The sequence below is a fragment of the Streptomyces sp. NPDC002076 genome (genome assembly GCF_053593835.1).
The window spans coordinates 42,930-66,103 of the sequence record NZ_JBSFDI010000002.1 but is presented as its reverse complement, the minus strand read 5'-3'; the positions used below and the strand labels follow the sequence as shown (position 1 = coordinate 66,103).

Annotated in this window: 21 protein-coding genes; 11 read left to right on the top strand and 10 right to left on the bottom strand. The window is 72.8% G+C overall.

Annotated features, from left to right (window positions below):
- Window positions 1-20: 20 nt before the first annotated feature.
- The 3 genes from ACWCQS_RS04535 (at window position 21) to ACWCQS_RS04525 (ending at window position 4,351) form a co-directional block, all read left to right on the top strand.
- On the top strand, window positions 21-938 hold the full coding sequence (locus tag ACWCQS_RS04535; protein WP_451003077.1) for a MurR/RpiR family transcriptional regulator: 918 nt from the start codon (window positions 21-23) through the stop codon (window positions 936-938).
- Between the two features lie 447 nt (window positions 939-1,385).
- Window positions 1,386-1,760, top strand: coding sequence for a hypothetical protein (locus ACWCQS_RS04530; RefSeq protein WP_451003076.1), 375 nt, complete (start codon window positions 1,386-1,388; stop codon window positions 1,758-1,760).
- Between the two features lie 164 nt (window positions 1,761-1,924).
- Window positions 1,925-4,351 (top strand): SpoIIE family protein phosphatase, encoded by a 2,427-nt coding sequence (locus ACWCQS_RS04525; RefSeq protein ID WP_451003075.1) that lies wholly within the window; start codon window positions 1,925-1,927, stop codon window positions 4,349-4,351.
- A gap of 263 nt (window positions 4,352-4,614) precedes the next feature.
- Here the strand turns inward: ACWCQS_RS04525 and ACWCQS_RS04520 are convergent, their stop codons facing one another.
- Entirely contained in the window at window positions 4,615-5,088 is a 474-nt protein-coding gene (locus ACWCQS_RS04520) for a flavin reductase family protein (protein WP_451003503.1), read from the bottom strand.
- Between the two features lie 195 nt (window positions 5,089-5,283).
- Window positions 5,284-5,934, bottom strand: coding sequence for a peptidoglycan-binding protein (locus tag ACWCQS_RS04515; RefSeq protein ID WP_451003074.1), 651 nt, complete (start codon window positions 5,932-5,934; stop codon window positions 5,284-5,286).
- Between the two features lie 148 nt (window positions 5,935-6,082).
- Between ACWCQS_RS04515 and ACWCQS_RS04510 the strand changes: the two genes are divergently transcribed.
- Window positions 6,083-8,500 carry a polysaccharide lyase 8 family protein gene (locus ACWCQS_RS04510; RefSeq protein WP_451003073.1) on the top strand — a complete coding sequence of 806 codons (2,418 nt, stop codon included), beginning with the start codon at window positions 6,083-6,085 and terminating at the stop codon, window positions 8,498-8,500.
- Here ACWCQS_RS04510 and ACWCQS_RS04505 read toward each other — a convergent pair.
- Window positions 8,487-9,338 (bottom strand): hypothetical protein, encoded by an 852-nt coding sequence (locus tag ACWCQS_RS04505; RefSeq protein WP_451003072.1) that lies wholly within the window; start codon window positions 9,336-9,338, stop codon window positions 8,487-8,489. The two genes, ACWCQS_RS04510 and ACWCQS_RS04505, sit on opposite strands and share 14 nt — an antisense overlap.
- Window positions 9,339-9,601: 263 nt before the next feature.
- On the opposite strand from ACWCQS_RS04505, the gene ACWCQS_RS04500 reads away from it, so the two are divergent.
- Entirely contained in the window at window positions 9,602-10,348 is a 747-nt protein-coding gene (locus tag ACWCQS_RS04500) for a TetR family transcriptional regulator (RefSeq protein ID WP_451003071.1), read from the top strand.
- Between the two features lie 157 nt (window positions 10,349-10,505).
- Window positions 10,506-10,925: a Zn-ribbon domain-containing OB-fold protein gene (locus tag ACWCQS_RS04495; RefSeq protein WP_451003070.1), complete on the top strand. Its 420-nt coding sequence runs from the start codon at window positions 10,506-10,508 to the stop codon at window positions 10,923-10,925.
- A 98-nt stretch (window positions 10,926-11,023) separates the two neighbouring features.
- Here ACWCQS_RS04495 and ACWCQS_RS04490 read toward each other — a convergent pair whose 3' ends face one another.
- Entirely contained in the window at window positions 11,024-11,410 is a 387-nt protein-coding gene (locus ACWCQS_RS04490; RefSeq protein WP_451003069.1) for a PPOX class F420-dependent oxidoreductase, read from the bottom strand.
- Window positions 11,411-11,456: 46 nt separating this feature from the next.
- Window positions 11,457-12,635, bottom strand: coding sequence for a MalY/PatB family protein (locus ACWCQS_RS04485; protein ID WP_451003068.1), 1,179 nt, complete (start codon window positions 12,633-12,635; stop codon window positions 11,457-11,459).
- A gap of 145 nt (window positions 12,636-12,780) precedes the next feature.
- Between ACWCQS_RS04485 and ACWCQS_RS04480 the strand changes: the two genes are divergently transcribed.
- Both ACWCQS_RS04480 and ACWCQS_RS04475 read left to right on the top strand, forming a co-directional pair.
- Window positions 12,781-13,611, top strand: a complete 831-nt coding sequence (locus ACWCQS_RS04480) for an SAM-dependent methyltransferase (RefSeq protein WP_451003067.1) — start codon at window positions 12,781-12,783, stop codon at window positions 13,609-13,611.
- 134 nt (window positions 13,612-13,745) lie between these two features.
- Window positions 13,746-15,131 carry a S1 family peptidase gene (locus ACWCQS_RS04475; protein ID WP_451003066.1) on the top strand — a complete coding sequence of 462 codons (1,386 nt, stop codon included), beginning with the start codon at window positions 13,746-13,748 and terminating at the stop codon, window positions 15,129-15,131.
- A 97-nt stretch (window positions 15,132-15,228) separates the two neighbouring features.
- Here the strand turns inward: ACWCQS_RS04475 and ACWCQS_RS04470 are convergent, their stop codons facing one another.
- Window positions 15,229-15,414: a hypothetical protein gene (locus tag ACWCQS_RS04470; protein ID WP_388625495.1), complete on the bottom strand. Its 186-nt coding sequence runs from the start codon at window positions 15,412-15,414 to the stop codon at window positions 15,229-15,231.
- A 99-nt stretch (window positions 15,415-15,513) separates the two neighbouring features.
- On the bottom strand, window positions 15,514-16,662 hold the full coding sequence (locus tag ACWCQS_RS04465) for an ROK family protein (protein WP_451003065.1): 1,149 nt from the start codon (window positions 16,660-16,662) through the stop codon (window positions 15,514-15,516).
- Window positions 16,663-16,799: 137 nt separating this feature from the next.
- Here ACWCQS_RS04465 and ACWCQS_RS04460 point away from each other — a divergent pair, with 137 nt between their 5' ends.
- Window positions 16,800-18,002: a Gfo/Idh/MocA family protein gene (locus ACWCQS_RS04460; RefSeq protein WP_451003064.1), complete on the top strand. Its 1,203-nt coding sequence runs from the start codon at window positions 16,800-16,802 to the stop codon at window positions 18,000-18,002.
- Window positions 18,003-18,044: 42 nt separating this feature from the next.
- On the opposite strand, the gene ACWCQS_RS04455 is transcribed toward ACWCQS_RS04460, so the two are convergent.
- Window positions 18,045-18,740, bottom strand: coding sequence for a L,D-transpeptidase family protein (locus tag ACWCQS_RS04455; RefSeq protein ID WP_451003063.1), 696 nt, complete (start codon window positions 18,738-18,740; stop codon window positions 18,045-18,047).
- A 113-nt stretch (window positions 18,741-18,853) separates the two neighbouring features.
- Window positions 18,854-19,504: a maleylpyruvate isomerase family mycothiol-dependent enzyme gene (locus ACWCQS_RS04450; protein WP_451003062.1), complete on the bottom strand. Its 651-nt coding sequence runs from the start codon at window positions 19,502-19,504 to the stop codon at window positions 18,854-18,856.
- Between the two features lie 71 nt (window positions 19,505-19,575).
- Here ACWCQS_RS04450 and ACWCQS_RS04445 point away from each other — a divergent pair, with 71 nt between their 5' ends.
- Window positions 19,576-20,475 carry a LysR family transcriptional regulator gene (locus tag ACWCQS_RS04445; RefSeq protein ID WP_451003061.1) on the top strand — a complete coding sequence of 300 codons (900 nt, stop codon included), beginning with the start codon at window positions 19,576-19,578 and terminating at the stop codon, window positions 20,473-20,475.
- Window positions 20,476-20,641: 166 nt separating this feature from the next.
- Window positions 20,642-22,030 (top strand): pyridoxal phosphate-dependent decarboxylase family protein, encoded by a 1,389-nt coding sequence (locus ACWCQS_RS04440; protein ID WP_451003060.1) that lies wholly within the window; start codon window positions 20,642-20,644, stop codon window positions 22,028-22,030.
- Window positions 22,031-22,042: 12 nt separating this feature from the next.
- On the opposite strand, the gene ACWCQS_RS04435 is transcribed toward ACWCQS_RS04440, so the two are convergent.
- Window positions 22,043-22,831: an SDR family NAD(P)-dependent oxidoreductase gene (locus ACWCQS_RS04435; protein WP_451003502.1), complete on the bottom strand. Its 789-nt coding sequence runs from the start codon at window positions 22,829-22,831 to the stop codon at window positions 22,043-22,045.
- Between the last annotated feature and the right edge of the window lie 343 nt (window positions 22,832-23,174).

The window sequence follows — 23,174 nt, the reverse complement described above, 5'->3', positions numbered from 1 at the left end:
CAGACAAAGGAGGCGGACCGGTGTCCTCGCCGCAGCAGGCACGCGCACAGGCATCAGCGATCACGTCCGGCAAGGCCGGGCCCGCGGCCGAGGCCGCCCCGACCTCGCAGCTCAGGGAACTCTTCGACGGCCCCCGTCTGTCGCCGGGGCAGCGGCGCATCGCCCAGTACCTGATCGAGCACATCACCGAGGCCGCGTTCCTGTCCATCACCGAGCTGGCCGACCGGGTCGGGGTCAGCCAGCCCTCGGTCACCCGCTTCGCCGGCGCCGTCGGCTTCAGCGGCTACCCCGCCCTGCGCGAGAGGCTGCAGGCGATCGCGCTGAGCACGCTGGCCGGCGGGCCGGCGGAGGAGAACCGGGCCAACGAGCTGCAGGCGGCCGTCGACGCCGAGATCGAGAACCTGGAGAACCTGCGGCGCGACTTCGCCGACCCCGACCAGATCATCCGGGTCGGCCGCGAGCTGTCCCGCTCCACCCCGCTGACGGTGCTGGGCCTGCGCATCTCGGAGTCGCTCGCCGAGTACTTCGGCTACGCCGCCCGCCGCATCCACCCCGACGTGCGGCTGGTCACCCGGGGCGGCAGCGTGGCCTACGACGCGCTGCTGCAGTGCCGTGAGGCGGGCGGCACCTGGGTGCTGGCCTTCGCCATGCCGAGGCACTCCCAGGAGACGCTGCAGGCCGTCCGGGTGGCCCGCGGCGCGGGTCTGAAGGTCGCCCTGGTGACCGACCTGGCGCTCGGGCCGGTGGCCGACGAGGCCGACGTCACCTTCGCCACCGGCACCGGCTCCCGGCTGGTCTTCGACTCCTACGCCGCGCCGGGCATGATGGCCGCCGCACTGCTGCAGGCCATGACCGACGCCGATCCGGAGCGCACCCAGGCCCGGCTGGAGAAGTACGAGCAGCTCTCCGACCAGCACCAGTTCTTCATGAAGGACTGAATCCCGCGCATTCGTGCGGCCGCGACGCCGGATGCGGTGAAGATCCTGCGGTCTCCCCTGCCATGGACGGGGATCATCCACGACAAATCACGCATGAATGTTTTCATACGTCTTGCAAACCAGACGGCATATATAAATACTGCTCATCGCGCCCGGCCCACTCCGGGCACATTCCGCACCTGCGGACTCACCGCTCGCACACCGCCCCGAGAAAGCCGACGGACCGCCCATGCGTATGCCCAGTCACCGCGCAGCGCCGGTTTCCGACGCCCGGGGCCCCGCACGGACACCCCCAGCCGCCGTCCCCTACCCACGTCGGCGCCCGGGGTGTACCGGGGCGCGCCGTCTGCGCGACGCGCCCGTGGCGGCCCCGGCCATCCCCTAGGCCGGGGCCGCCCCGCACCCGTCGGACCACCCTCACGACGCCGCACACCGGAAGCGAAGACCATGCCCCTGACCAGCACCCGCATCAGCCCCGACTGGCCCTGCCAGGTCAAGACGCCGGGCTCGTACGACTGGGAGCGCTCGGCGGCCAAGTGGCTGCGTGAGCTGATTCCCGCGCGTTACGCCAGCTATCCGGCCCTCATCCGCCACCCCGTCCTGCTGGCCCGGCACGCCCAGCTGCAGGTCCAGCAGGAGATCCGGGTGGCCCGGACGGCACTGCAGACCGCACGGGCCGAACTGCCGATGCTCGGCCTGCCCGAGTCGGTCATCGAGCACACGATCAAGCTGTACGCCGCCGAGGTCCTGCAGCTACAGCACATAGCGCGCAGCGTCCGCGCGGTCAGCGAGGCCCTGGCCGGACGCGGCACGGGCCGCTGATCCACAGACCTCCACCGGCTCCGTCGGCCGACGGCGCACCACCGTTTCCCCCGTCGTGCGGGGATCACGCGGACGACTCGTGCGTGTCCTCGGGCAATCGTACGAAGCTCGTGTGAAGCTCATATGAATCCCGACCCGCCAGAAGAGTGATCCAGCGGGCCCCGATGTGCCATGCTCGTCGCGTGACGAGCGAGCCCGTTCACCCGGCGAATCCCATCGGCGGCGATCCGGCCGCGCTGGCCAGGGTCGTGGCCCGGCAGCGCGCGGAGATGGAACGGCTGCGGGACCTGGCCGCCACCTCGGCGGTCCAGGAGAGGGCCAAAGGCGTGCTGATGGCCGTCACCGGATGTTCCCCGGAGGCCGCGCACGACGAGCTGCTGCGGCGCGCCGCGGACGGCAACCGCACGCTCCTGGAACAGTGCTGGCTCACCCTGGGCGCCCTGCCGCCGCCGAAGGAGCAGCCGGACGGCACGTCACCCGCCGGACCGCCGGCCGCCGACTCCTGGGGCGCGCCGACCGGCGCGGTGGACCTCGCCAAGACACTCGGGCGCATCGGCCGGGACCTGGTCCGGGTCGGCACGCCGCACGAGCTGGCCTGGTGCCTGCTGGGCCACATCGCGCCCGAGACGGACGCCGACGCCGTGATGCTGTACGCGCGGCTGCCCGAGGGCGGTCTCGAACTGATCGGGCACGCCGGCCTCGACACGACCTTCGCCGCGCAGTGGCGGTACGTCCCACCGGCGACCGGAATGGCCCCGCTCGACGCCCTGCGGACCGGCGAGCCGCGATGGCTGGAGGACCTCTCCGCGGACCACGACCGGTATCTGATCATCGGGGGGTCGCCGGAGCGCTGGCCCAGCCGCGCCTGGCTGCCCATGCCGGCCGGGGACTCCGCGCAGGTCGCCCTCGGCGTGTGCCGCAGCCGCGGCGGGACGTTCGAACCGCGCGAGCGGCGGCTGCTGCAGGCCGTGGCCCGGCTGTGCGCGGGTCGGCTGCGCGCCTTCGACACCCCGCGGGAACGCGCCAGCGGCGCCGTCGTCCAGACCGTGCAGGCGGTGTTCGACGCGCTGCCGGGGGCGGCGATCCTGCTGACGCCGCTGCGCGCCGCCTCCGGCGAGGTGGCGGACTACCGCATCGAGGCCGCCACCTCCGAGGCGGTCGACGTGCTGGGCCGGTCCGGCCGGGAGATGGCCGGCAGACAGGTCCTGGAGAGCTATCCGGCCGTCGCGGGCGAGCCGCTGTGGCAGGGCTGTCTCCAGGCGCTGGAGGCCGGGGTGCCGTTCGAGAGCGAGCCGTTCGTCCATCAGGAGGTGGTCGGCGACGTCCCCGTGGTCGCCACCTACTCGGTGCGGGCCGCCCCGCTGGGCGAGGGGCTGCTGGTCACCTGGGTGCGGCACGACCCCGCCGAGCGGCAGGAGCAGCGGCTGGCCGATGTGCAGCGGCTCGGCAACCTCGGCTGGGCCAACTGGAACCTGATCACCCGGGAGATCTCCTGGTCCGAGCAGACGTACGCCGTCCTCGGCCGCCCCCAGAGCGAGCGGCCGCTCGCTCTGGAACGGCTCCCGGACCTCGCCCTGCCGGACGACGCGGGGCCGCTCACTCACGCGATCGCCGAACTCGTCCGCCACGCCCGGCGGTTCGACGTGCCGTTCCGCATCGACACGCCCGAGGGGATCCGGCATCTGCGGCTGGTCGCGGAGGCCGTCACGGCGCCGGACGGCACCACCGTCGAGGTGCACGGCTTCGTCCAGGACCTCACCCGGCAGCGCAGCGCGGAACTGGCGCTCGTGGAGAGCGAGCGGGCGATGCTGCTGCAGCGCGGGATCCTGCAGGCCGAGCGGGCCCTGGCCGCCCGGCTGCAGCACGCCCTGCTGCCGTTGCCGATCAAGCCGGTGCGGCTGGCCGGGCTGCGCATCGAGGTCGCGTATCTGCCTGCCCAGTCCGGCATCCAGGTGGGCGGCGACTGGTTCAGCGCCATCGAACTGCCCGACGAGCACGCGCTGTTCGTGGTCGGTGACGTCGCCGGCCACGGCGTCGACGCGGTGGCCACGATGGCCCAGCTCAGATTCAGCGCGAAGGGCATGGTCACCACCGGCTCGTCGCTGACCGGGGTGCTGGCCCGGCTCAACTACCTGCTGCTGCACTCGCGCGACACCCAGACCACCGCCACCGTGGTGCTCGCCCGCTACGACCCCGCCCGGCACGTCCTCGCCTGGGCGCAGGCCGGGCATCTGCCGCCGCTGCTCGTGCGTCGCGGGGAGGTGCGCTATCTCGACCGGCCCGGCGGCATGCTGCTCGGCGCGAGCGCGGCCCCCGTCTTCGAGGCGGCGGAACTCGGCCTGGAGCCCGGGGACCGGCTGCTGCTGTACACCGACGGCCTGGTCGAGCGCACCGGCGAGAGCCTCGATGTGGGCCTGGACCGGCTGGCCGAAACGGTGCGCGACCAGGGCTGCGGCGCGTCCGGATCCCTGGACGCGTTGCTCGCCACGATGCTCGCGGAGGAGGGGCGGGACGATGTGTGCGTGCTGGACATCAGGGTGCCGCTGGAGGACCTGACGGACGTGGCGGACGCGCCGGGCACGGTCGACTAGGACCGGTCGGCGCCGGGACCCGTGACGCCGCCGGCATCAGTCGTCGTTCCGGTGCCGCCAGTACCAGAGCACCCCGACGACGAGGGCCAGCAGGAAGACGGCGGGCACGAGCAGGCCCGGGATGCGGGAGCCGGTCATCGGGGCTGGCTTTCGTTCGTGGTGCGGCGGTACGCGCGGCCGTCGGCCGCGGGCTGCCCATGATGGCGCCGGCGCACCGTCCGGGCAATGCCTTCTTCGGTGTGTCTCCCGGTGTTCGAATACGTTCAGTCCACGGGGTGACCGGCCTTGATGCCGACCGCGTCGGACAGGCGCAGCAGCGGCCCGCCGGGGCCCTGGCCCCACTGCACCGGATCCAGGACGAAGCCCACGTGGTCGCCTCCGTCGGTGCGGTGGAGGATGGTGCCGACGAACCAGGCCGCCGTGTTCCGCAGCACCATCGCGCCGCCGTACCCTTCCGTCCACTCCAGGTGCGCGAACTTGTCGATCTTGTCGCCGGTCTCGCCGCCGAGGAGCTCCGCGAGGTCCCGCTGGTCGCGGGTGAGCAGGTGGACGCCGAGGTGCTGGGCGGCCCGGGCGACACGGTAGGTGTGGTTGGCCTTGGACAGCCAGACGGCGAACCGGGGCGGCCGGATGGAGCACTGCGAGGCGAAGCCGACCAGACACCCGGCCCGCTCACCGTCGGCCACGGCCGTGACCACGCACAGGTCGGGGTCCAGCCGTGCGAAGAAGCCGGCCATGGAGCGCTTCACGGGGCCGTCCGTGGCGCCGTTCCTGCTCTCCGGGCCCGCCGCACCCGCGTCCCCCGTGCTCCGCGTCCCGTCCACGTCCGTCATGGCACCGCGCTCCCGTCCGCCGCTACGGCTCGGCCTCGGCGTACGCAGGAAGGCCCGGACGCGGCCCGCGCCGCTCCCCCGGGGTTCCCTGCGCCCCTCTCATGAATCGTCGCCCAGGCTGGTCCGCGACTCCAGCGCGCGGCGCGTGTCGTCGCCGTAGACACCGGTCTCGTCGCCGCTGATGCCGTACCAGAGCTGGAACCGGGCCACGGCCGCGGTCAGGTCGGCGTCGTAGGTGCCGCTGGTGGAGCCCTCGCGGTAGACGTCCGGGATGCGGAGCAGCCGTTCCTGCAGTTCGGTGACCTGGGGGCCGGTGTCGCCCGGGCGGAGGGTGCCGGGGCCGTCCGGGTCGGTGGTCGCGGTGGCGGCGGTGGGCGCGGGGGATGCGGTGGGGGTCGGTGCCGGTGAGGTGGCGGGCGGTGCGGTCGTCGCCGGCCGGTGCGGGGGCGCGGTCGCCGCGGCCTGCTGGCGGCCGGTGAGGAGCAGGGCGCCGCCGAAACCGAGGAGAGCCGCGGCGGCCACCGCCCCGGCGACGGCGGTCCGGCGCAGGGCGGACCTGGTGCGGGGCTGTGGCGGTACGGGCGGGAGCTCCTGTGTCTCCGCCTCGTCGGTGTCCGCTGTTCGCCCCGGAACGCTGTCCATCTCGCGCATCAGCTCCGCGAGGCCGTCGAGACGGCGGGGCCGCAGGACCCGGACAGGTTCCAGGACCGGTCGGGGATGCGGCCGTTCGGGATCGGGAGGTGTCGGCACCTGGCTCTCCTTCCGTCGTCCCCGTGCTGAGATACGACGACGGAGCTGCCGCCGTTCAGGCGCGGCCGACATCCTCCAAACGCTCGAGACGCTCAACTGGGTAAGAAGTGTTGAGGGTTTGGGAAAGCGCGTGCTAGACAGCGCCGTCATGACGCCTTCTTGGTCACGCCGCGGTTTTCTGGCCGTCTGCTCCGCAACCGCTGTCGCCCTGGGTCTCGGGCCCCGGGCGTACGCGGCGCCGGACGAGTTCGCCACGCTCCGGGCGAGATGGCGCGCCCTGATCCTCGGCGAGGGGTTCGACCCCACGGCCGAACCGTTCCGGAGCCGGCTCGCCGACCTGGGCACGACGGCGGGCCGGTACCGGGCCACGTTGGCCCCCGCCGCCGGCTCCCTGTGGCCCGACCTGGTCTACGCCGACCCGGATCCGGACACCGACCAGGAGTCGTACGGCTACTCGGGCAATATGAACACCAGTTACACCCGGCTGAGCACGCTCGCGCAGGCCTACTGCCGGCCCGGCACCGGCCTGACCGGCGACGCGGATCTGCGGGACGCGATCCTCACCGGCCTGGACCACCTCCACGACGACGTCTACAACGCGAACCAGACCCGCTACGGCAACTGGTACAGCTGGCAGATCGGCGCCCCGCAGGCGCTGCTGGACGCGTGCGTGCTGATGTACGACGCCCTGCCGGCCGAGAGGCTGGCCGGCTACCTCGCCGCCGTGGACCACTTCGTGCCCGACTCGGCGGTCGCGAGCTACAGCGGGACGAGCACGGGTGCCAACCGGGTCGATCTGTGCCGGGTGCTGGCGCTGCGCGGTGTCGTCGGAGCGAACGCGGACAAGGTGGCGCTGGCCCGCGACGCCCTCTCCCCCGTGTTCCCATACGTCACCTCGGGCGACGGCCTGTACGCCGACGGCTCGTTCATCCAGCACACGACGGTGCCGTACACCGGCTCCTACGGCTCCGTCCTGCTCGGCGGTCTCGGGCTGCTGTTCGCACTGCTGGCGGATTCGAGCTGGGCGGTGACGGATCCGAACCGGCAGATGGTGTTCGACGCGGTGGAGCACGCCTGGGCGCCGTTCCTCCACAACGGCCTGGTGATGGACGCCGTCGCCGGCCGGGCGATCAGCCGCGGGCTCTCGGCGGCGGACCCCGAGCAGATCCAGCAGGACGACCATCTGCGCGGCCATCCGATCCTGGCCTCGATCGTGTTGCTCGGGCAGGGGGCGAGCACGGCCGAGAACGCCCGCTGGCGCGCTCTGGTGAAGGGCTGGATGCAGCGCGACCACTACAGCCCGCCGCTCGCCGACCCGGTGCTGAGCCTGCCGCAGCTGGCCCGGCTCAAAGGGGTCCAGGACGACGAGTCGGTGACGGCGTTCGCCGAGCCGGCCGGGCACCGGCTCTTCCCGTCCATGGCGCGGGCCACGCACCGCGCACCCGGCTGGGCGGCCGCGCTGAGCATGGCGAACAAGAGGATCACGTACTACGAGACCGGCAACGGCGAGAACCTGCGCGGCTGGCACACCGGGTCCGGGATGCTCTACTGGTGGGGCGACGCCTTCGCAGGCGGCCAGTACAGCGACGCCTTCTGGCCCACCGTCGACCCCTACCGGCTGCCCGGTACGACCGTCTCGCGCAAGGCGCTGGCGGACGGGGCCGGCGGGGACTGGGGCGCCTCGATGCCGGACGTGCACTGGGTGGGCGGCGCGACGGACGGACGGCGTGCCGCCGTCGGGCAGTACCTCAAGGGGCTGCAGTCGACGCTCGTGGCGAAGAAGTCGTGGTTCTTCCTGGACGACACGGTCGTCTGTCTCGGTGCGGGCATCACCTGCACCGACGGCACGGCCGTGGAGACGACCGTGGAGAACCGCAACCTCGGCCCCACCGGCGCCGCCCCCTTCACCGTCGACGGCACGGTCCAGCCGGCCTCCTACCCCTGGTCCGCGACGCTCACCGGGGCGAAGTGGGCGCACATCGGCGGGCACGGCGGCTATGTCTTCCCCGGCCGGGCGACGGTGCACGCCCTGCGCGACGCCCGGGACGGCAGCTGGAGCACGATCAACAAGGGCGGCTCGACCACCGTCGTGAACCGCAGGTACCTGACGATGTACGTCGATCACGGCACCGACCCGGCGAACGCCTCGTACGCCTACCAGCTGCTGCCGGGTGCCACCGCGGCCCGGACGCAGGCCCGGGCAGCGGACCCGAACTGGCTGACGGTGCTCGCCAACACCGACAGCCGGCAGGGCGTGTCGGTGCCCTCGCTCGGCTTCACCGCCATGAACTTCTGGCTCGGCGGAACGGTCGGAACGCTCACCGCGAGCGATCCGTGCTGCGTGATGATCAGTGAGAGCGAGGACGGCACCGCCGTGATCGCGGTGAGCGATCCGATGCGTATGCGCACGAGCCTCACCCTGACCTGGCGGCGGGCGGTCGCCGCGGTGACGTCCGCGCCGGGCACGCTCGCCTCGGCGGCCACCGGTTCCGCACTGACCCTGACCTTCGGCGACCTCACGGGCACGGCCGGGGCCACCCAGCGGGTCACCGTCAGGCTGGGCTGAGCATCTCCCGCGCTCCCTGCACGAACCGGCCCAGGGACGCCGTGAACGCGGTGACGAAGGCGTCCCTGGCCTCCTCCGGCAGGGCCTGCAGGGACAGGTAGGGGTTCAGGTCCTCCAGTTCGACCAGCAGGAGGTCGCCGTCGCGGGTGCGGCAGGCGTCGACCCGCTGGATGCCGTGGCCGAGGTCGTTCCAGTCGATGAACCGCCGGGCGAACTCCAGGTCGGCGGCGGTGGCCGCATAGGGCTTCAGCTCCCAGCGGCGCTCCGGGTCGGGGGCGTACAGGGCGTACTGGTAGTCGTCGTCGACGAAGTAGAAGGACACCTCGTGGACGAAGTCGACGCAGGGCTGGATCAGGACCTGGCCGGTGGCGAGCGCGGGCACCTGGCCTGCGGGCACGATCCTGAGGCCGAGGGAGTCGGCGCCCCGCATGGGCTTGACGACGTACCGCCCGGCGGCCGGCAGCAGGTGCAGTTCCTCGGCGCGGCCGACCGTCGGTATGACGGGGAAGCCCGCGGCGCTCAGGTCGAGCAGGTACTGCTTGCCGGCCATGTCCGCCTTGCCGGTGAGCGGGTTGTACACCCGGGTGCCGGTGGCGAGGGCACGCGCGCGGAAGGCGTCGTACGCGCGCTGGTAGCCGAGGACGGGCCCGCTGTTGCGGACGATCACGGCGTCGAAGCCGTCCATCAGCGCCTCGGCGTCCAGCGGATGGCACAGGGCGAGGTCGAAGCGGGTGCGCAGCCGGGAGGTCAGGAAGATGTCCTCGTCGCAGTAGCGGCGCCCGCGGGCCTCGTACGCCAGATCGGTGACGTAGAGCAGGCGGGGGCGGGCGGCGGGCATACGGGGTCTCCTCGGGCGGATGCGGCCGTGTCGGCGGCGGGCACGGAAAGGTGCCGTGTCGGCGGTGAATGCAGAAAGGTTACGTCGGGGTACGGGCGCGCCTGTTCCCAGCCCCGGCCTGCCCGCAACCTGCACTCCGTGCTGCGAGGCACGGACCCCGACCCCAGCACCGGGTGCCGAATCCCCAGCACTCAGTTCCCCCATGCACCCACTCGCACTGCACTGAGTGCCATAGGGCTCATCCGGGTGCTACGTTCCCCTCCATGAGCTCCAGCAGCGCGGCGCCGGCCGTGAAGCCGCCGATGCGCGATGCCCTCGTCGCGGCGGCCTTCCAGCTCTTCCTGGAACGCGGGTACGAGCAGACCACCGTGGACGACATCGTGGCCCTGGCGGGCGTCGGCCGGCGTTCGTTCTTCCGCTACTTCCCCTCCAAGGAGGACGTGGTCTTCCCCGACCACGAGCGCTGCCTGGCCGACATGACCGCCTTTCTCGCCGCGAGCAAGGAGGAGCATGAGCCGGTGCGCCGGGTGTGTGACGCGGCCCGGCTGGTGCTGGGGATGTACGCGGAGAACCCGGCGTTCTCCGTGCAGCGCTACCGCCTCACCAAGCAGGTGCCGGGCCTGCGGGCCTACGAGCTGTCGGTGGTGTGGCGTTACGAACGCGCCCTCGCCGAGTACCTGCGCGGACGGTTCGCGGGCCGGCCCGACGGAACGCTGCGGGCGGATGTCATCGCGGCCGCCGTGGTCGCCGCGCACAACAACGCCCTGCGCTCGTGGCTGCGTTCGGACGGCCTGGGCGACGCGGGAGCGGCCGTGGACCACGCGCTGGGGTATGTGCAACGGGCGTTCGGGCACACGGCCGAGCCGGTCGCGGCGCCTGCCCGGATCGAATGGCCGCCGGCCGGCGGGGCGGAGGGCGGTCCCGAGGACGTGGTGGTGCTGGTGTCCCGCCGGGACGCCCCGCTGTGGCGGGTGGTGCAGGAGCTGGAGACGGCACTCGGTCGCACCTGACACCCCGGCCCACAGATTGGGGGTACGCAGTGCCTTTACGAGTGACACTGAGTGCCATACTCTGTCGGCGTGCACGGTGGCACGGCTGCCGCGCACGCGTGTGCCCGGTGCGCGCCGGACACGCGGGATTCCGGCCGAGCGCAGGGAGTTGACCAGCGTGTACCACCACTCAGCAAGCGCCTCGCATTCGGCGGCCGGTTCCGCGGCGGGTGTTCTCGACCCCGTCTCCGCGGACTCCAGGGACGCCCTCGTCTTCCAGCGCTGCACCTGGTGCGGCACCGCGATGTACCACCGGCTGCTGTGTCCGGTGTGCCAGGGCAGCGAGCTGCGCACGGAGCGCAGCGAGGGCGTCGGCACGGTCCGGCACTCCACCGTGGTGCACCGCAACACGCCCGCGGCACGCAATGTCTCACTGATAGAGATGGCCGAGGGGTTCGTCGTACGGGGCCGGGTCATGGGCCCACCGATCGGCATCCACAGCGGCGACCGGGTCCGGCTGTCCACCGCCCAGGATCCGGTGCGGGGCGAGCCGGTCTTCCAGCTGCTGGACGAGCCGTACCGGGGCGCCTGGACCTGACGGCGCCGCGCCGCCGTCCCCGGCGCCTCGGCTCCAGGAGCAACTCCCTTGCGGGTGCAGGCTCGGTTCCGGGCGGCTCGCACTCCGCGAGGGTCGTCTCACTCCGCGAGGGTCACCCGGATCCCGACCGTTCCGTCCAGTCCGCGCCGCAGCCGGCTGCCCAGCAGGGTGAGGCGGCCGACGATGCCGTACTTGCGGGCGATGAGGTCCCGGTAGCGGGCGGTGGTGGCGGCGTCGGTGATCTCCGCGGCGGCCGGCACCTGGTCGCCGGTGGGGTTGCCGCGCAGGTCGCAGGGGCCGACGAGGACGTCGGGGCGGCGGCGGATCCGCTTGACCTTGAAGCTGTCGGCGGTCGTCCAGACGCCGAGGGTGTCACCGTCCCGGACCACCCACACCGGGGTGGCGACGGGGGTGCCGTCCCTGCGATGGCTGGTCACCAGCAGGTACTTGCCGGAGCCGAGCCGGTCCAGCCGCGTGTCGTCCATGCACGGGAGTCTAGGAGGCCGCCCGGCTCGTGCGCGTCCCGCTCGGTCACGCCAGGGCGGCGGCCATGCGCCGTACCCCCTCGGTGAGGATGTCCGGCGAGGTCGCCAGGTTCAGTCGTACGTGCCCCGCGCCGCCGGTGCCGAAGGGCAGGCCCGAGCTGAGGGCGACCCGGCCGAGGCCGAGGAAGACCTGTGCGGGGTCGTCGCCGAGGCCGAGGGCGCGGCAGTCGAGCCAGGCGAGACAGGTGGCCTCGGCGGGGTGCAGGCGGATCGCGGGCAGGTGCTCGGCGAGCAGGCCGGCGAGCAGTCGCCGGTTCGCCTGAAGTCCGGTGAGCAGGGCGTCGAGCCAGCCGGTGGCCTCGCGCAGGGCGGCGGTGTGGGCGATGACGCCGAGGTGGCTGGGGCCGTGGCCGACCTCCTCGGGCAGCCGGTCGAGGTCGGTGGCGGCCTTGGGTCCGGCGAGGGCGAGGGCGGCTTTGAGGCCGGCCAGGTTCCAGCCCTTGGAGGCCGACATCAGGGACAGGCCGCGTTCGGCGCCGGGCACGCTCAGGTACGGCACGAAGGTGACGCCGGGGTGGACGAGCGGGGCGTGGATCTCGTCGGCGACGACCCGGACGCCGTAGCGCTCGGCGAGGGCGGCGACGGCGGCCAGTTCGTCGGCGGTGTGCACGGTGCCGGTGGGGTTGTGCGGGCTGCACAGCAGGAAGGCGGCGCGGCCGGTCCCGGCGGTAGCCTCCCGGAACGCCTCCTCCAGCGCGGCCGGGTCGATCCGCAGACCGGCGCCGAGCGGGGCTTCGACCACCCGGCGGTCCATGTGCGTGACGAACTGGAAGAACGGCGGATACACCGGCGGGTTGACGATCACCGGATCGCCGGGCCCGGTGACCAGTTTGAGCATCTCGACCACACCGAGCATCACGTCCGGAACGATCGCGGTGCGCTCGACGGTGATCCCGTCCCAGTTCCAGCGTGCGGCGGCGAACGCGGCCAGTGCCTCGGCGTAGGCGGTGCCGGCGGGGTATCCGGTGTCGCCGAGGGCGAGGGCGTCGGTCGCGGCGCGGACGACGGGTCCGGCGAGGGGTACGTCCATCTCGGCCACCCACAGCGGCAGCACGTCCTCGGGGTAGGTGCGCCATTTCATGCTGGTACGGCGGCGCAGCTGCTCCAGGCCGAGGGTGTGCAGCGGGTCGGGTTCGCCGGGAACGGCGGGCGGGATGCGGGTCATGGGGCTCACGATAGGAGCCCGTGCGGGGCGCGGGAACGACCGGAACGCCCGGGAGCCGGGCGGAGATCAACTCGGGCGCGCGGATCGCGTCTTGAACGGTGTGTCCCTCGTCCGGCAACTCATCCGTACCCAGGAGCTGACCCACATGACCGACAACCCGGCAGCCGCCGACGACATGGCCGTCTCGCTGCGTGGCCGTATCGACACCAGCCGGCCGCACACCGCTCGGATCTGGAACTACTGGCTCGGCGGCAAGGACAACTACGAGGTCGACCGCGCGGCCGGCGACCGGATACGTCAACTGCACCCCGGCATCGGGGAGTACGCGCGTGCCGACCGGCTGTTCCTGGGCCGTGCGGTGCGCCACCTGGTCGGCGAGGTGGGCATCCGGCAGTTCCTGGACATCGGGACCGGGCTGCCCACCGCCGGCAACACGCACGAGGTCGCCCAGCGGATCGCGCCCCAGGCGCGGATCGTGTACGTCGACAACGACCCGCTGGTCCTCGCGCACGCGCGCGCCCTGCTGACGAGCACGCCCGAGGGCCGTACCGACTATCTGGACGAGGACCTGCGCAATGTCGACGCGATCCTCGAACACGCGGCGAAGACGCTGGACTTCGGCGAGCCGGTGGCGCTGATGCTGCTCGGCGTGGTCATCTTCATCGGCGACGACGAGGACCCCTACGGCCTGGTGCGGCGGTTGACGGACCGGTTGCCGGCGGGCAGCCACCTGGTGCTGTCGCACACCGTCACCCACCCGGCGATGCCGGACGTGGACGAGGCGGTGAAGTTCTGGAACGAGCACGGCACCCCGAAGCTGACCCAGCGCACCCCCGAGGACGTGGCCCGGTTCTTCGACGGTCTGCAGCTGCTGGAGCCCGGTGTCGTGTCCTGCTCGCGCTGGCGCCCGCAGGACGACCACGGGGCGGAGCCGGAGGAGGTCGCGATGTTCGGCGGGGTGGCCCGCAAGGGCTGAACTCTGCCCTCCGAAGTCAGGCGCTGAACGCCCGGGCCTTCGGGCGCGTATGGAGGTACGGGCCCTCGACGACCCGAGGGTCCCGCGCCGCCGGCACGGGCGGCGCGCGTTCGGTTCGGCTTCGGGAGCCCTGCATGCGGCACGCACGACGACGGATCGTCAGGCGGGTGACACGCCTGGCGGCGGTCGGCGGACTCCTCCTGGGCGGCGCGATGGTCGCCCAGGCGGCCATGGCGAGCGAGACACCCCCGGCCGCCGCCAGGCCGCTCGCCGCCGCATCCGGCGCCGGGGGCACCGGGACCGCGCTGGTGGCGCGGCTCGGCACGGCACGGACGGCGGGCAGCTGGATCGGCGCCGACGGGCGGCCGGTCGTGGCGGTGACCGACGAGGCGGCGGCGCGGGAGGTGCGGCGCGCGGGCGCCGAGGCGAAGGTCGTGGCGCACAGCATGAACGAGCTCAAGTCGGCGACGGCGGCGCTGCGTTCGGCGCCGCGTGTGGCGGGTACCGCGTGGGCGGTGGACTACCGGACCAACCGGGTCCTGGTCAGCGCGGACAGCACGGTGTCCGCGAGCGACTGGTCCAGGATGAGCCAAGTGGCCGCGAAGGCGGGGAGCTTCGTGCGGATGGAGCGCACGAAGGGCACGTTCACCACGCGGCTGAACGGCGCCCAGCCGATCCTGTCGACGGGGGGCCGCTGCTCGGCGGGGTTCAATGTGACGAACGGGCAGAGCGACTTCATTCTCACGGCCGGCCACTGCGGTCCCGCGGGATCCACCTGGTTCGCCGACAACCAGGGGAATCAGCAGCTCGGCCGGACGGTGGCCAGCACCTTCCCCGGCAATGACTTCTCGCTGGTGCAGTACGCCTCCGGCAGGGCCGGTGACGGCGCCGACATCGTCGCGATCGGCGGCGGCAACGGGGTGCGGATCACGGGGCTCGCCGATGCGGCGGTGGGGCAGCGGGTGTTCCGCAGCGGCAGCACCAGCGGACTGCACGACGGGACGGTCACCGCGCTGAACGCGACCGTCAACTACCCGGAGGGTACGGTCACCGGGCTGATCCAGACCAATGTGTGCGCCGAACCCGGGGACAGCGGCGGGCCGCTGTTCTCCGACGGGATCGCGCTCGGTGTGACCTCGGGCGGCAGCGGTGACTGCACGACGGGCGGGACGACGTTCTTCCAGCCGGTGACGCGGGCGCTGGCGGCGCTGAACGTGAAGCTGATCGTGTCGGCGCAGAACGCCGGTGGTGCCGCCGGGAAGGCGTCCCCCTCCCCCGCGCCGTCCGCCTCGGCCGCGCAGGGCGCGGTGGCGCCGAACGCGGCCTCGCCGGGTTCCGCGGCGCCGGTGACGGGCGCGCAGGGCGAGACGCTGCTGGCTCGGCTGACGGACACCCGGAACATCGGTCCCGGGCTGCTGGTCATCGCGGGCAGCCTGATCGCGCTGGTCGCGACCCGCTACATCCGGGCCGAACAGGACCGCAAGGCCTATCAGCGCTACTACTCGGCGACCTGGGGCTGACGCGGGCGGCGGGGTGACGCGGGCGACATGAGAAGGGCACCCGTGCGCTCACGGGTGCCCTGAAGGTAAGGGGAAGGCGCGGTCCGCGCGAGGTCGGTCAGGCCGCCCGCTGCGACCGCGGGGCCGCGGCGGCCCACTCCATCACGAGGCGCTGGTACTCCGCGCGCTGCTCGGTGGTCAGTGTCCCGCCCGACCGGCGCCACAGGGCCCTGATCTCCTCGTTGACCTCCGCGGCCGAGCGCTCGGGGGCGGCTTCAACAGTGGTGGACATGCTGTGAAGCATATGCCGATCGAGGTGAAGGCGCTGTGAGTAAGTACACCCGAGGCGGACATTCCGGACGTGGTGCTCATCACGTCGATGTGTCAAGCCTGGGACGGGAGTTCACACCGGGCCCTCACCCAGCACCAGCACCTGGATCGCCAGCACCGCGGCGCCGCGTGCCCAGTCGTGGAAGTCGGACACCTTCGTCTCCAGGTCGACCGGGTCGGCCAGCGGATGCCGGTGGGCGCCGATCGTCTCGCGGACCGTGTTCCCGGCCACATCCATCAGGCCGACCCCCTCTCCGGCGAGCAGGATCTTCTGCGGCATCGCCAAGTTGGCGATCTGCGCGACGAGGGTGCCGAGGGCCCGGGCGGCCTCGTCGATCACCCGGGAGGCCATGGGCTCGCCCGCGGCGGCGCCGGCGAGGATCTCCTCGTAGCTGGTGTCACGGCCGGTGGCGGCGCGGATCTGGTACTCGATGCCGGGGATGGTGAGCAGCGACACGGCGCTGCCGCGTGCGCCGCTCGGGGTGAGCGGGCCGTTCGGGTCGATGATCCAGTGATGGCCGAAGCCGTGGCCGTCCTCCGCGAACGGTACGCGCCTGCCGCCGAGCACCAGCCCGTACCCGATCCCGGCGCCGATGGTCAGGACGGCGAAGCGGTCGAGTCCGCGGCCGGCGCCGAACCAGGTCTCGGCCTCGACCAGCGCGGCCACGTCGTTCTCCACGACGACCGGCAGCCCGGTGCGCTCCCCGACCAGCGCGGCGAGCGGAACGTCCCGCCAGCCGAGGAACGGTGACTCGGCGACCACCGCGCGTTCGCGCACGAGGCCGCCCACGCCGATGCCGATGCCCGCGGGGGCGGGGTGCCCCTCGGACAGGGTGGCCGCCAGTTCCGCGAGCAGTGCGGCGACGGCGGCCGGGTCGTGTGTGACGAGCGGCCGGTCGAGCCGTGCGCTCACCTCGCTGCGCAGGGTGGTGACGACGCCGTAGACCATGTCCCCGGTGATCTTGAAGCCGAGGAAGGAGCGGGCGTCGGCCACGACGTCGAGCGGCTGTGACGGACGGCCCTGGCGCGCCTGGGCCGGTCCGGCCGTCCCGGAGGTCTCGGCCAGCAGCCCGGACTCCAGCAGCGGCTTGGTCAGCCGGGTGAGACTGCCCTGGGAGAGCCCGAGGCGCCGGGCCAGCTCGGTGCGGGACAGCGGTCCGTGCACGAGCACCTCGATCGCCACGGAGCGCTCCGCGGGGCTCAGCGGCAGCCAACTGGTCATGGACCCGCCCCCTCCTCATCTTTCCTTTTCTTCGGCCTCAGAAGTAATCACCCCAACCCTACGGGGTCAAAGGTGCGCCGCAGAACCTCCCACCCACCCCTTGACGGTATGATTCTTCCGCATCAAAAGTAATCGGCATGACTTTCTCTCTCGGTATCGTCGGCGCCGGACAGTTCTCCGGTCAGTTCGCCACGCTGTTCCAGGCCCATCCCGGCGTCCGTGACGTCTACGTCACCGACCTGCTGCCCGAGCGGGCAGAGCGGCTCGCCGCCGCGCAGGGTCTCGCCGGCACCTTCCCGTCGTACGAGGCCATGCTGGAGTCGAAGGCGGTCGACGCCGTCGCGGTCTTCACCCAGCGCTGGACGCACGGCCCGCTGGTCCTGGCGGGCCTCGGCGCGGGCAAGCACGTCTACTCCGCCGTCCCCATGGCGATCACCGCGGAGGAGGTATCCGCGATCATCGACGCGGTACGGGCGACCGGGCTGACGTACATGATGGGCGAGACCAGCCAGTACAACCCGGCGACCGTGCACGCCCGCAACCAGATCGCCCAGGGTGCCTTCGGCCGGCTCTTCTACGCCGAGGGCGACTACGTGCACGACATGGACCTGGGCTTCTACGAGGCCTACCAGTACAGCGGCGGCGACAACTGGAAGACGACGGCCAGCTATCCGCCGCTGCTGTACCCGACGCACTCGGTGGGCGGGGTGCTCGGGGCCTGGCGTACTCACGCGGTGAGCGTGTCGGCGATCGGAGTGCGGGACGAGCGCGGTGACGGCGTTTTCGATCGTTCGGTCAGCCAGTTCGACAACGACGTGTCCAACGCGACCGCGTTGTTCGAGGTTGCGGACGGCGGATCGTTCCGTACGAACGAGTTCCGGCGGGTCGGCTATCCCTCGCACATCCGCGAGTCCCGGTTCCGGTTCTTCGGTACGGAGGCCAGCATGGAGCAGCTGGCGACGGTGGCGCTGTGGCAGGACAAGAACGGGGTGAAGGACATCAGCGAGCTGCTGGAGCCCAAGCCGACCCTGGCCCCCGACGATCCGTCCCTGGCGCACATCGCGCCGGACCTGCGGGCCGCCTTCACCTCGGGTTCGGCGCCGGTGCACGACCGGGCGCGGCTGCCGCAGGAGTTCGACCACCTGCACAACGGCCACGAGGGCAGCCACCACTTCCTGGTGGACGACTTCGTCACCGCGGTCAACACCCGCTCGCTGCCCTCGGTGAACGCATGGGTGGCCGCCCGTTACACCCTGCCGGGCATCATCGCGCACGAGTCCGCGCGGCAGGGCGGGGTCCGGCTGCCGATCCCCGACTTCGGGGACGCGCCGGAGGCGTGACGGTCCGGGCGGCGACGGACTCGGGTGCCGCTCGGGTGGTGATCAGGTGCCCGGCTTGCGGCCGTACACGAAGACGTCGTCGCCCGTCCTCAGCAGCGACCAGTACGCCTTGGCGTCCTTCGTCGTCATGTTGACGCAGCCGTGCGAGCCCGGCGGGTTCCACATGCTCAGGTTGACCGAGTGGAAGGCCTGGCCGCCGTCGAAGAACTGGCTGTAGGGCATCGGCACGTTGTAGACGGTCGAGACGTGGTGGAGGTCCCGCCAGTAGATCTTCTTCAGGCCGGTGCGGGTGGTGTAGCCCTTGCGGCCGGTGCGCACGGGGACCGGTCCGTAGACGAGTTTCCTGCCGTCCTGGATCCAGCTCAGCTGGAGCGTGAGGTTCACACAGGCGATCCGGCCCTTGTTCACCGGGCACGCGCCGTCCTTGTTCGGATTGTTCCCGACGGCCTTCTGCTTGTTCATCAGGTCCATCACGCCCCAGGTGACCGGGCCGGCGTAGCCGATGTCGGGCATGATGCCGTGCTTGTCCTGGAAGGCCTTGATGGCCTGGCAGTCGGCGGCGGACTGCCTGCCGTCGACCGGCAGGCCGAGGAACTTCTCCACCTGCTTCTGGTACGGCCCCGTCTGCGTGGTGCAGCTCGCGGCCTGGGCCGGTGCCGCGGTGAAGGCGAGCGTGAGCGGCGCCACCAGTCCCGTGACGCCCAGCACGACGGCACCCCGTCTGCGTATGTCCCCCATGTGCGACCTCTTCTCCCCATCTCGCCCAGGGCCTGCCCCGGGTGCTCCCCTGCGCGATGCCCACGATCTCGGACTACTAGACCTGCGCGGGGGTCCGGGGGTTGTGGTTCCGGTCAGGCTGTGACGAAACGGTGAACTTCCTCGCCGCGCAGCCGGCCGGCGGGCAGCTTGCGGCCGTACGCGACCAGCAGGAGGTCCTGGCCGCGGCCGTAAAGGGGCGCGCCGGAGCCGAAGGACCAGTCCACGTCGTCCGCGCACAGCCGGACGCCGGTGAGGTCGGTGCCGAAGATCCGGAAGGCGCGCGGGTCGACGGCGTCCAGCAGGATCCGCAGCCGGTCCTCGGGTACCTCGCGGTCCAGCCCGAGGGCGACAGTGACGTCCAGGCCGTGCACGACGTCGTGGCCGAGGGCCGCGGCGAGGCCGCCGACCGGGGGTGTCCAGGGGTGGTGGGCGTGCGCGTGCAGGAACGCGGCGAGTACGGCGTCCGGGTGGGTGGCCGCGTCTCGGCGGGCGAGGCGGTCGGTCATGCGGTGCAGGCTGCCGCGCGCCTTGACCAGCTCCACCAGCACCCGCGCCGTCGGATGGCGGAACCCCATCGACATGTGCGCCACGACCTCCCGCACCCGCCACCCCGCGCACAGACTGGGCGCATTCCACTGCTCGGGTGTCAACGCCTCGAAGAGATCGGCCAGTTCTCGACGCTCGGCGGCGATGGCGGCGGCCGTTGCGGGCCTGTCTGCTGCGGTGTGTGCTGCTTTCCCCATGCATCCAGGGTGGTGGACGCCGTCGCCGGAAGTCCAAGACATGATCCGTCTCGCATCTAGCATGATCGGTTATGGAGTTGAGGCAGCTGCGGTACTTCGTGACAGTGGTCGAGGAGGCCGGGTTCACCCGGGCCGCGGAGCGGCTGCATCTGGCCCAGCCCGGGCTGTGCGCACAAGTGCGGCAGCTGGAGCGGGAGTTGGGGCAGCCGCTGCTGGACCGCTCGGGCCGCTCGGTGCGGCCGACGGAGGTGGGTGAGGCCGTACTGCCGTATGCGCGGGCCGCGCTCGCGGCGGTCGACGGGGTGCGGCAGACGGTGGAGGAGTACACCGGCCTGCTGCGTGGCCGGGTCGCCGTCGGTCTGGTCCCCGGCACCCTCGCGCACCCCTTCGACCTGGCCGGACAGCTGGCGGACTTCCACGAGGCGCACCCCCAAGTGGAGGTCACTCTCACCGAGGACACCTCCGACCGGATGCTGGCCGCGCTGCGCCGGGGCGAGCTGGACCTCGCGGTGGTCGGTGTCGCGGAGGAGGCGCCGCCGGGCATCGCCCACCACGTGGTGATCGACGAGCCGCTGGTCGCGGCGGCCGTCCCCGGACACCCCCTGCTCGCCGAGTACGACGGCTGCGCCGCCGTTCCGCCAGCGGCCCTGCGCGGGCACCGGCTGATCGGCCTGCCGCGCGGGACCGGGGTGCGCGGTGTCCTGGAACGGCTGTGCGCCGAGGCGGGTTTCCGGCCGCACATCGCGTTCGAGGCGGCGACGCCGGACGCGTTGGGCCGGCTGGCGGCTCGCGGGCTCGGGGTTGCCCTCCTGCCTGGTCTCGGCCCCCGGCCGGGCCTCACCGTCCTCCCTCTGCAGGACCCACGGGCACGCGGCCGGGTGGCCCTGGCGTGGCGGGCGGAGGGGCCGATGCCGCCGGCGGCGCGAGAGCTTCTGGGGCGACTGCGGGAGGGAATGGGCGGGGGCGGGTGAGCGCCGTTCGGAAGTCTGGCCGTTGCCGGGTACGGGTGCAGGGGTGGCTGGTCGCACAGTTCCCCGCCCCCTCTTCCGGGCGCTCGTAGCTGCGCGCTCCCGTCCAGTCCAGTTCCCCGGAATTGGACCGGGTCCGCGGCTGCCCCGCCCCTCTACGCTGCGGCACATGCACCCCACCCTCGCCGACGATCTCTCCCGGCTCCCCGAACTCCTGCAGTCCGCCCGCGATGTCGCCGTCCGCGAGGCGGCGGGGCTGGCCGAGCGGCCGGTCGCCGCGCCCGGCCCGGCGCCCGCGCGGGCTCCGCTCCCGGACGACGGCGCCGGTGGGGAAGCGGCGCTCGCACGGTTCGCCGAGCGGTGGGCGCCTGGGTTCTCCGGCTCCGCCGGCCCCCGCTACCTGGGCTTCGTCACCGGTGGCGCGACCCCCGCGTCGGTGGCCGGGGACTGGCTGACCTCGGCGTTCGACCAGAACCTGTCCGGGGCGGGCGGTTCCTGGGCGCAGGAGCTGGAGCGGGAGACGGTGGCCTGGTTGCGGGAGCTGTTCGGGCTGGGCGAGGCGCACAGCGGGGCGTTCGTGACCGGGGCGACCGCCTCCAACACGGTCGGGCTGGCGATCGGCCGGGAGTGGCTCGGCGAGCGGCTCGGTGTGGACGTCTCGCGGGAGGGCGCGGCGGCGCTCGGCCCGGTCGAGGTGCTCTCCGGCAGCCCGCACTCCAGCGTGACCAAGGCGATGTCGGTGCTGGGGCTGGGCCGCGACCGGCTGCGCAAGGTGCCGCTGCTGCCCGGCAACCGGGAGGCCCTGGACGTGGCCGCGCTGGAGTCGGCCCTCACGGACCTGGACGGCCGGCCGGCGATCGTCGTGGCGAACGCGGGCACCGTGAACACCGTCGACTTCGACGATCTGCAGGCGATCGCCGCCCTGAAGGAGCGGTACGGCTTCTGGCTGCACGTGGACGCGGCGTTCGGCGGCTTCGCCGCGCTCTCCCCCGAGTACGCCGCGCTGGTCGACGGTCTCGACGCGGCCGACTCGGTCTGCGTGGACCTGCACAAGTGGCTCAACGTCCCCTACGACGCGGCCGTGCAGTTCACCCGCCGCCGCGACCTTCAGGTGAGGGTGTTCCACAACGCCTCCCCCTATCTCGGCCTGCCCGCCGGCGAGCCCGACTTCCTGCATCTGACCCCGGAGAACTCCCGGCGGCTGCGCGCCCTGCCCGCGTGGTTCTCGCTGGTGGCCTACGGACGCGCCGGGCATCGCGAGATCGTCGAACGGAACGTGACCCTGGCGCGCCGGCTCGGCGCGGGCATCGACGCGCTGCCGGGCCTGAGGCTGCTGGCACCGGTCCGGCTGAACGTCGTGTGTTTCACCCTCGCCGAGGACCCCACGCAGGAGCGGGTCGACGCGCTGGCCCGGGCGGTCGCCGATTCGGGTCAGGCGTATGTGACGCCGACGGTGTACGGCGGGGTGCCCGGGCTGCGGGCCGCGTTCAGCAACTGGCGCACCACCGAGGCCGACACCGAGCGGGTGCTTCAGGTGCTGGCGGCGGCCTCGGGCTGACGGTCAGGGTGCTCAGGGGTGCCGCAGTGCCGCGCGGAAGCCGGTGTTCACCGCGGTGAGTCCGCCGTCGACCACCAGGGTGGTGCCGGTGATCCAGGCGGCGTCGCGGGAAGCCAGGAAGGCGACCGCGGCGGCGATGTCCTCGGGTTCGCCGACCCGGCCGAGCGGGTAGAGCGAGCGGACCGCGGCGAGTTCGTCGTCTCGGCCCTCCCACGCCGAGGTGCGGACGGTGCCCGGCACCACGAGGTTCACCCGCACGCCCCGGCCCGCCGCGTGCCCGGCGAGGGTGCGGGTGAGCGAGCCGAGGCCGGCCTTGGCGGCGCTGTAGGCGTGGTTGCCGAAGTCCTGCTGCCCGTTGACGGAGCCGATGCCGACGATCGCGCCGCGTCCGGAGGCGGCGAGGTGGGGCAGGGCGGCGCGGCAGCAGCGGTAGGCGCCGGTGAGGGTGACGTCGAGGTCCTGGGCCCATGCCTCGTCGGACTCGTCCTCGAAGAGCGGGGCGTCCGGGGTGCAGTGGGCGGCGCAGTTGACCAGCACGTCGAGTGAGCCGAACGCGGCGACGGCGTGGGCGACGGCCGTCTCCACCGAGCCGCGGTCGGCGATGTCGACCGCCAACGCCTCGGCGGCCAGGCCCTGTTGGCGCAAGCCGACGGCGGTCCGTTCGGCCTCGGGCAGGTCCCGGTCGGTGACCAGGACCTGCCCGCCCTCCTCGGCGAGCCTCCGCGCGACGGCGGCGCCGATGCCGCGGGCCGCGCCGGTGACGAGAACTCCGTGTCCTGAGAAGCGGGTGTGATCGGTCATGGGCTGACCGTACGGCCCGGCGCGTGCCCTTTCACGGTATCCGGTGACGTCGGCCGGCTTGCCCGCGTCCTGCACCTCGACCAGGTACCGCCGGCCGTCGGGCCGGCTGCCGTCGAGGTCGAGGGCGTCGCGCCAGTTGTCCTCTCGGACGCCGAACAGGTGGCGCATGTGCTCCGCGCGCAGCCGGCCCGGGGTCGGGGCGACGGCGGCGGCGCCGCGCGGACCGAGCGGGTCCAGATGGTCGGCGACGACGGCGGTGTCCGCCGGCCGCGGTGAGCAGGTCGGCGGTTCCTCGATGGTCTCGGGGCGGTCGTGCTCCGAGCGGTGCTCGCGGGTGCCGCGG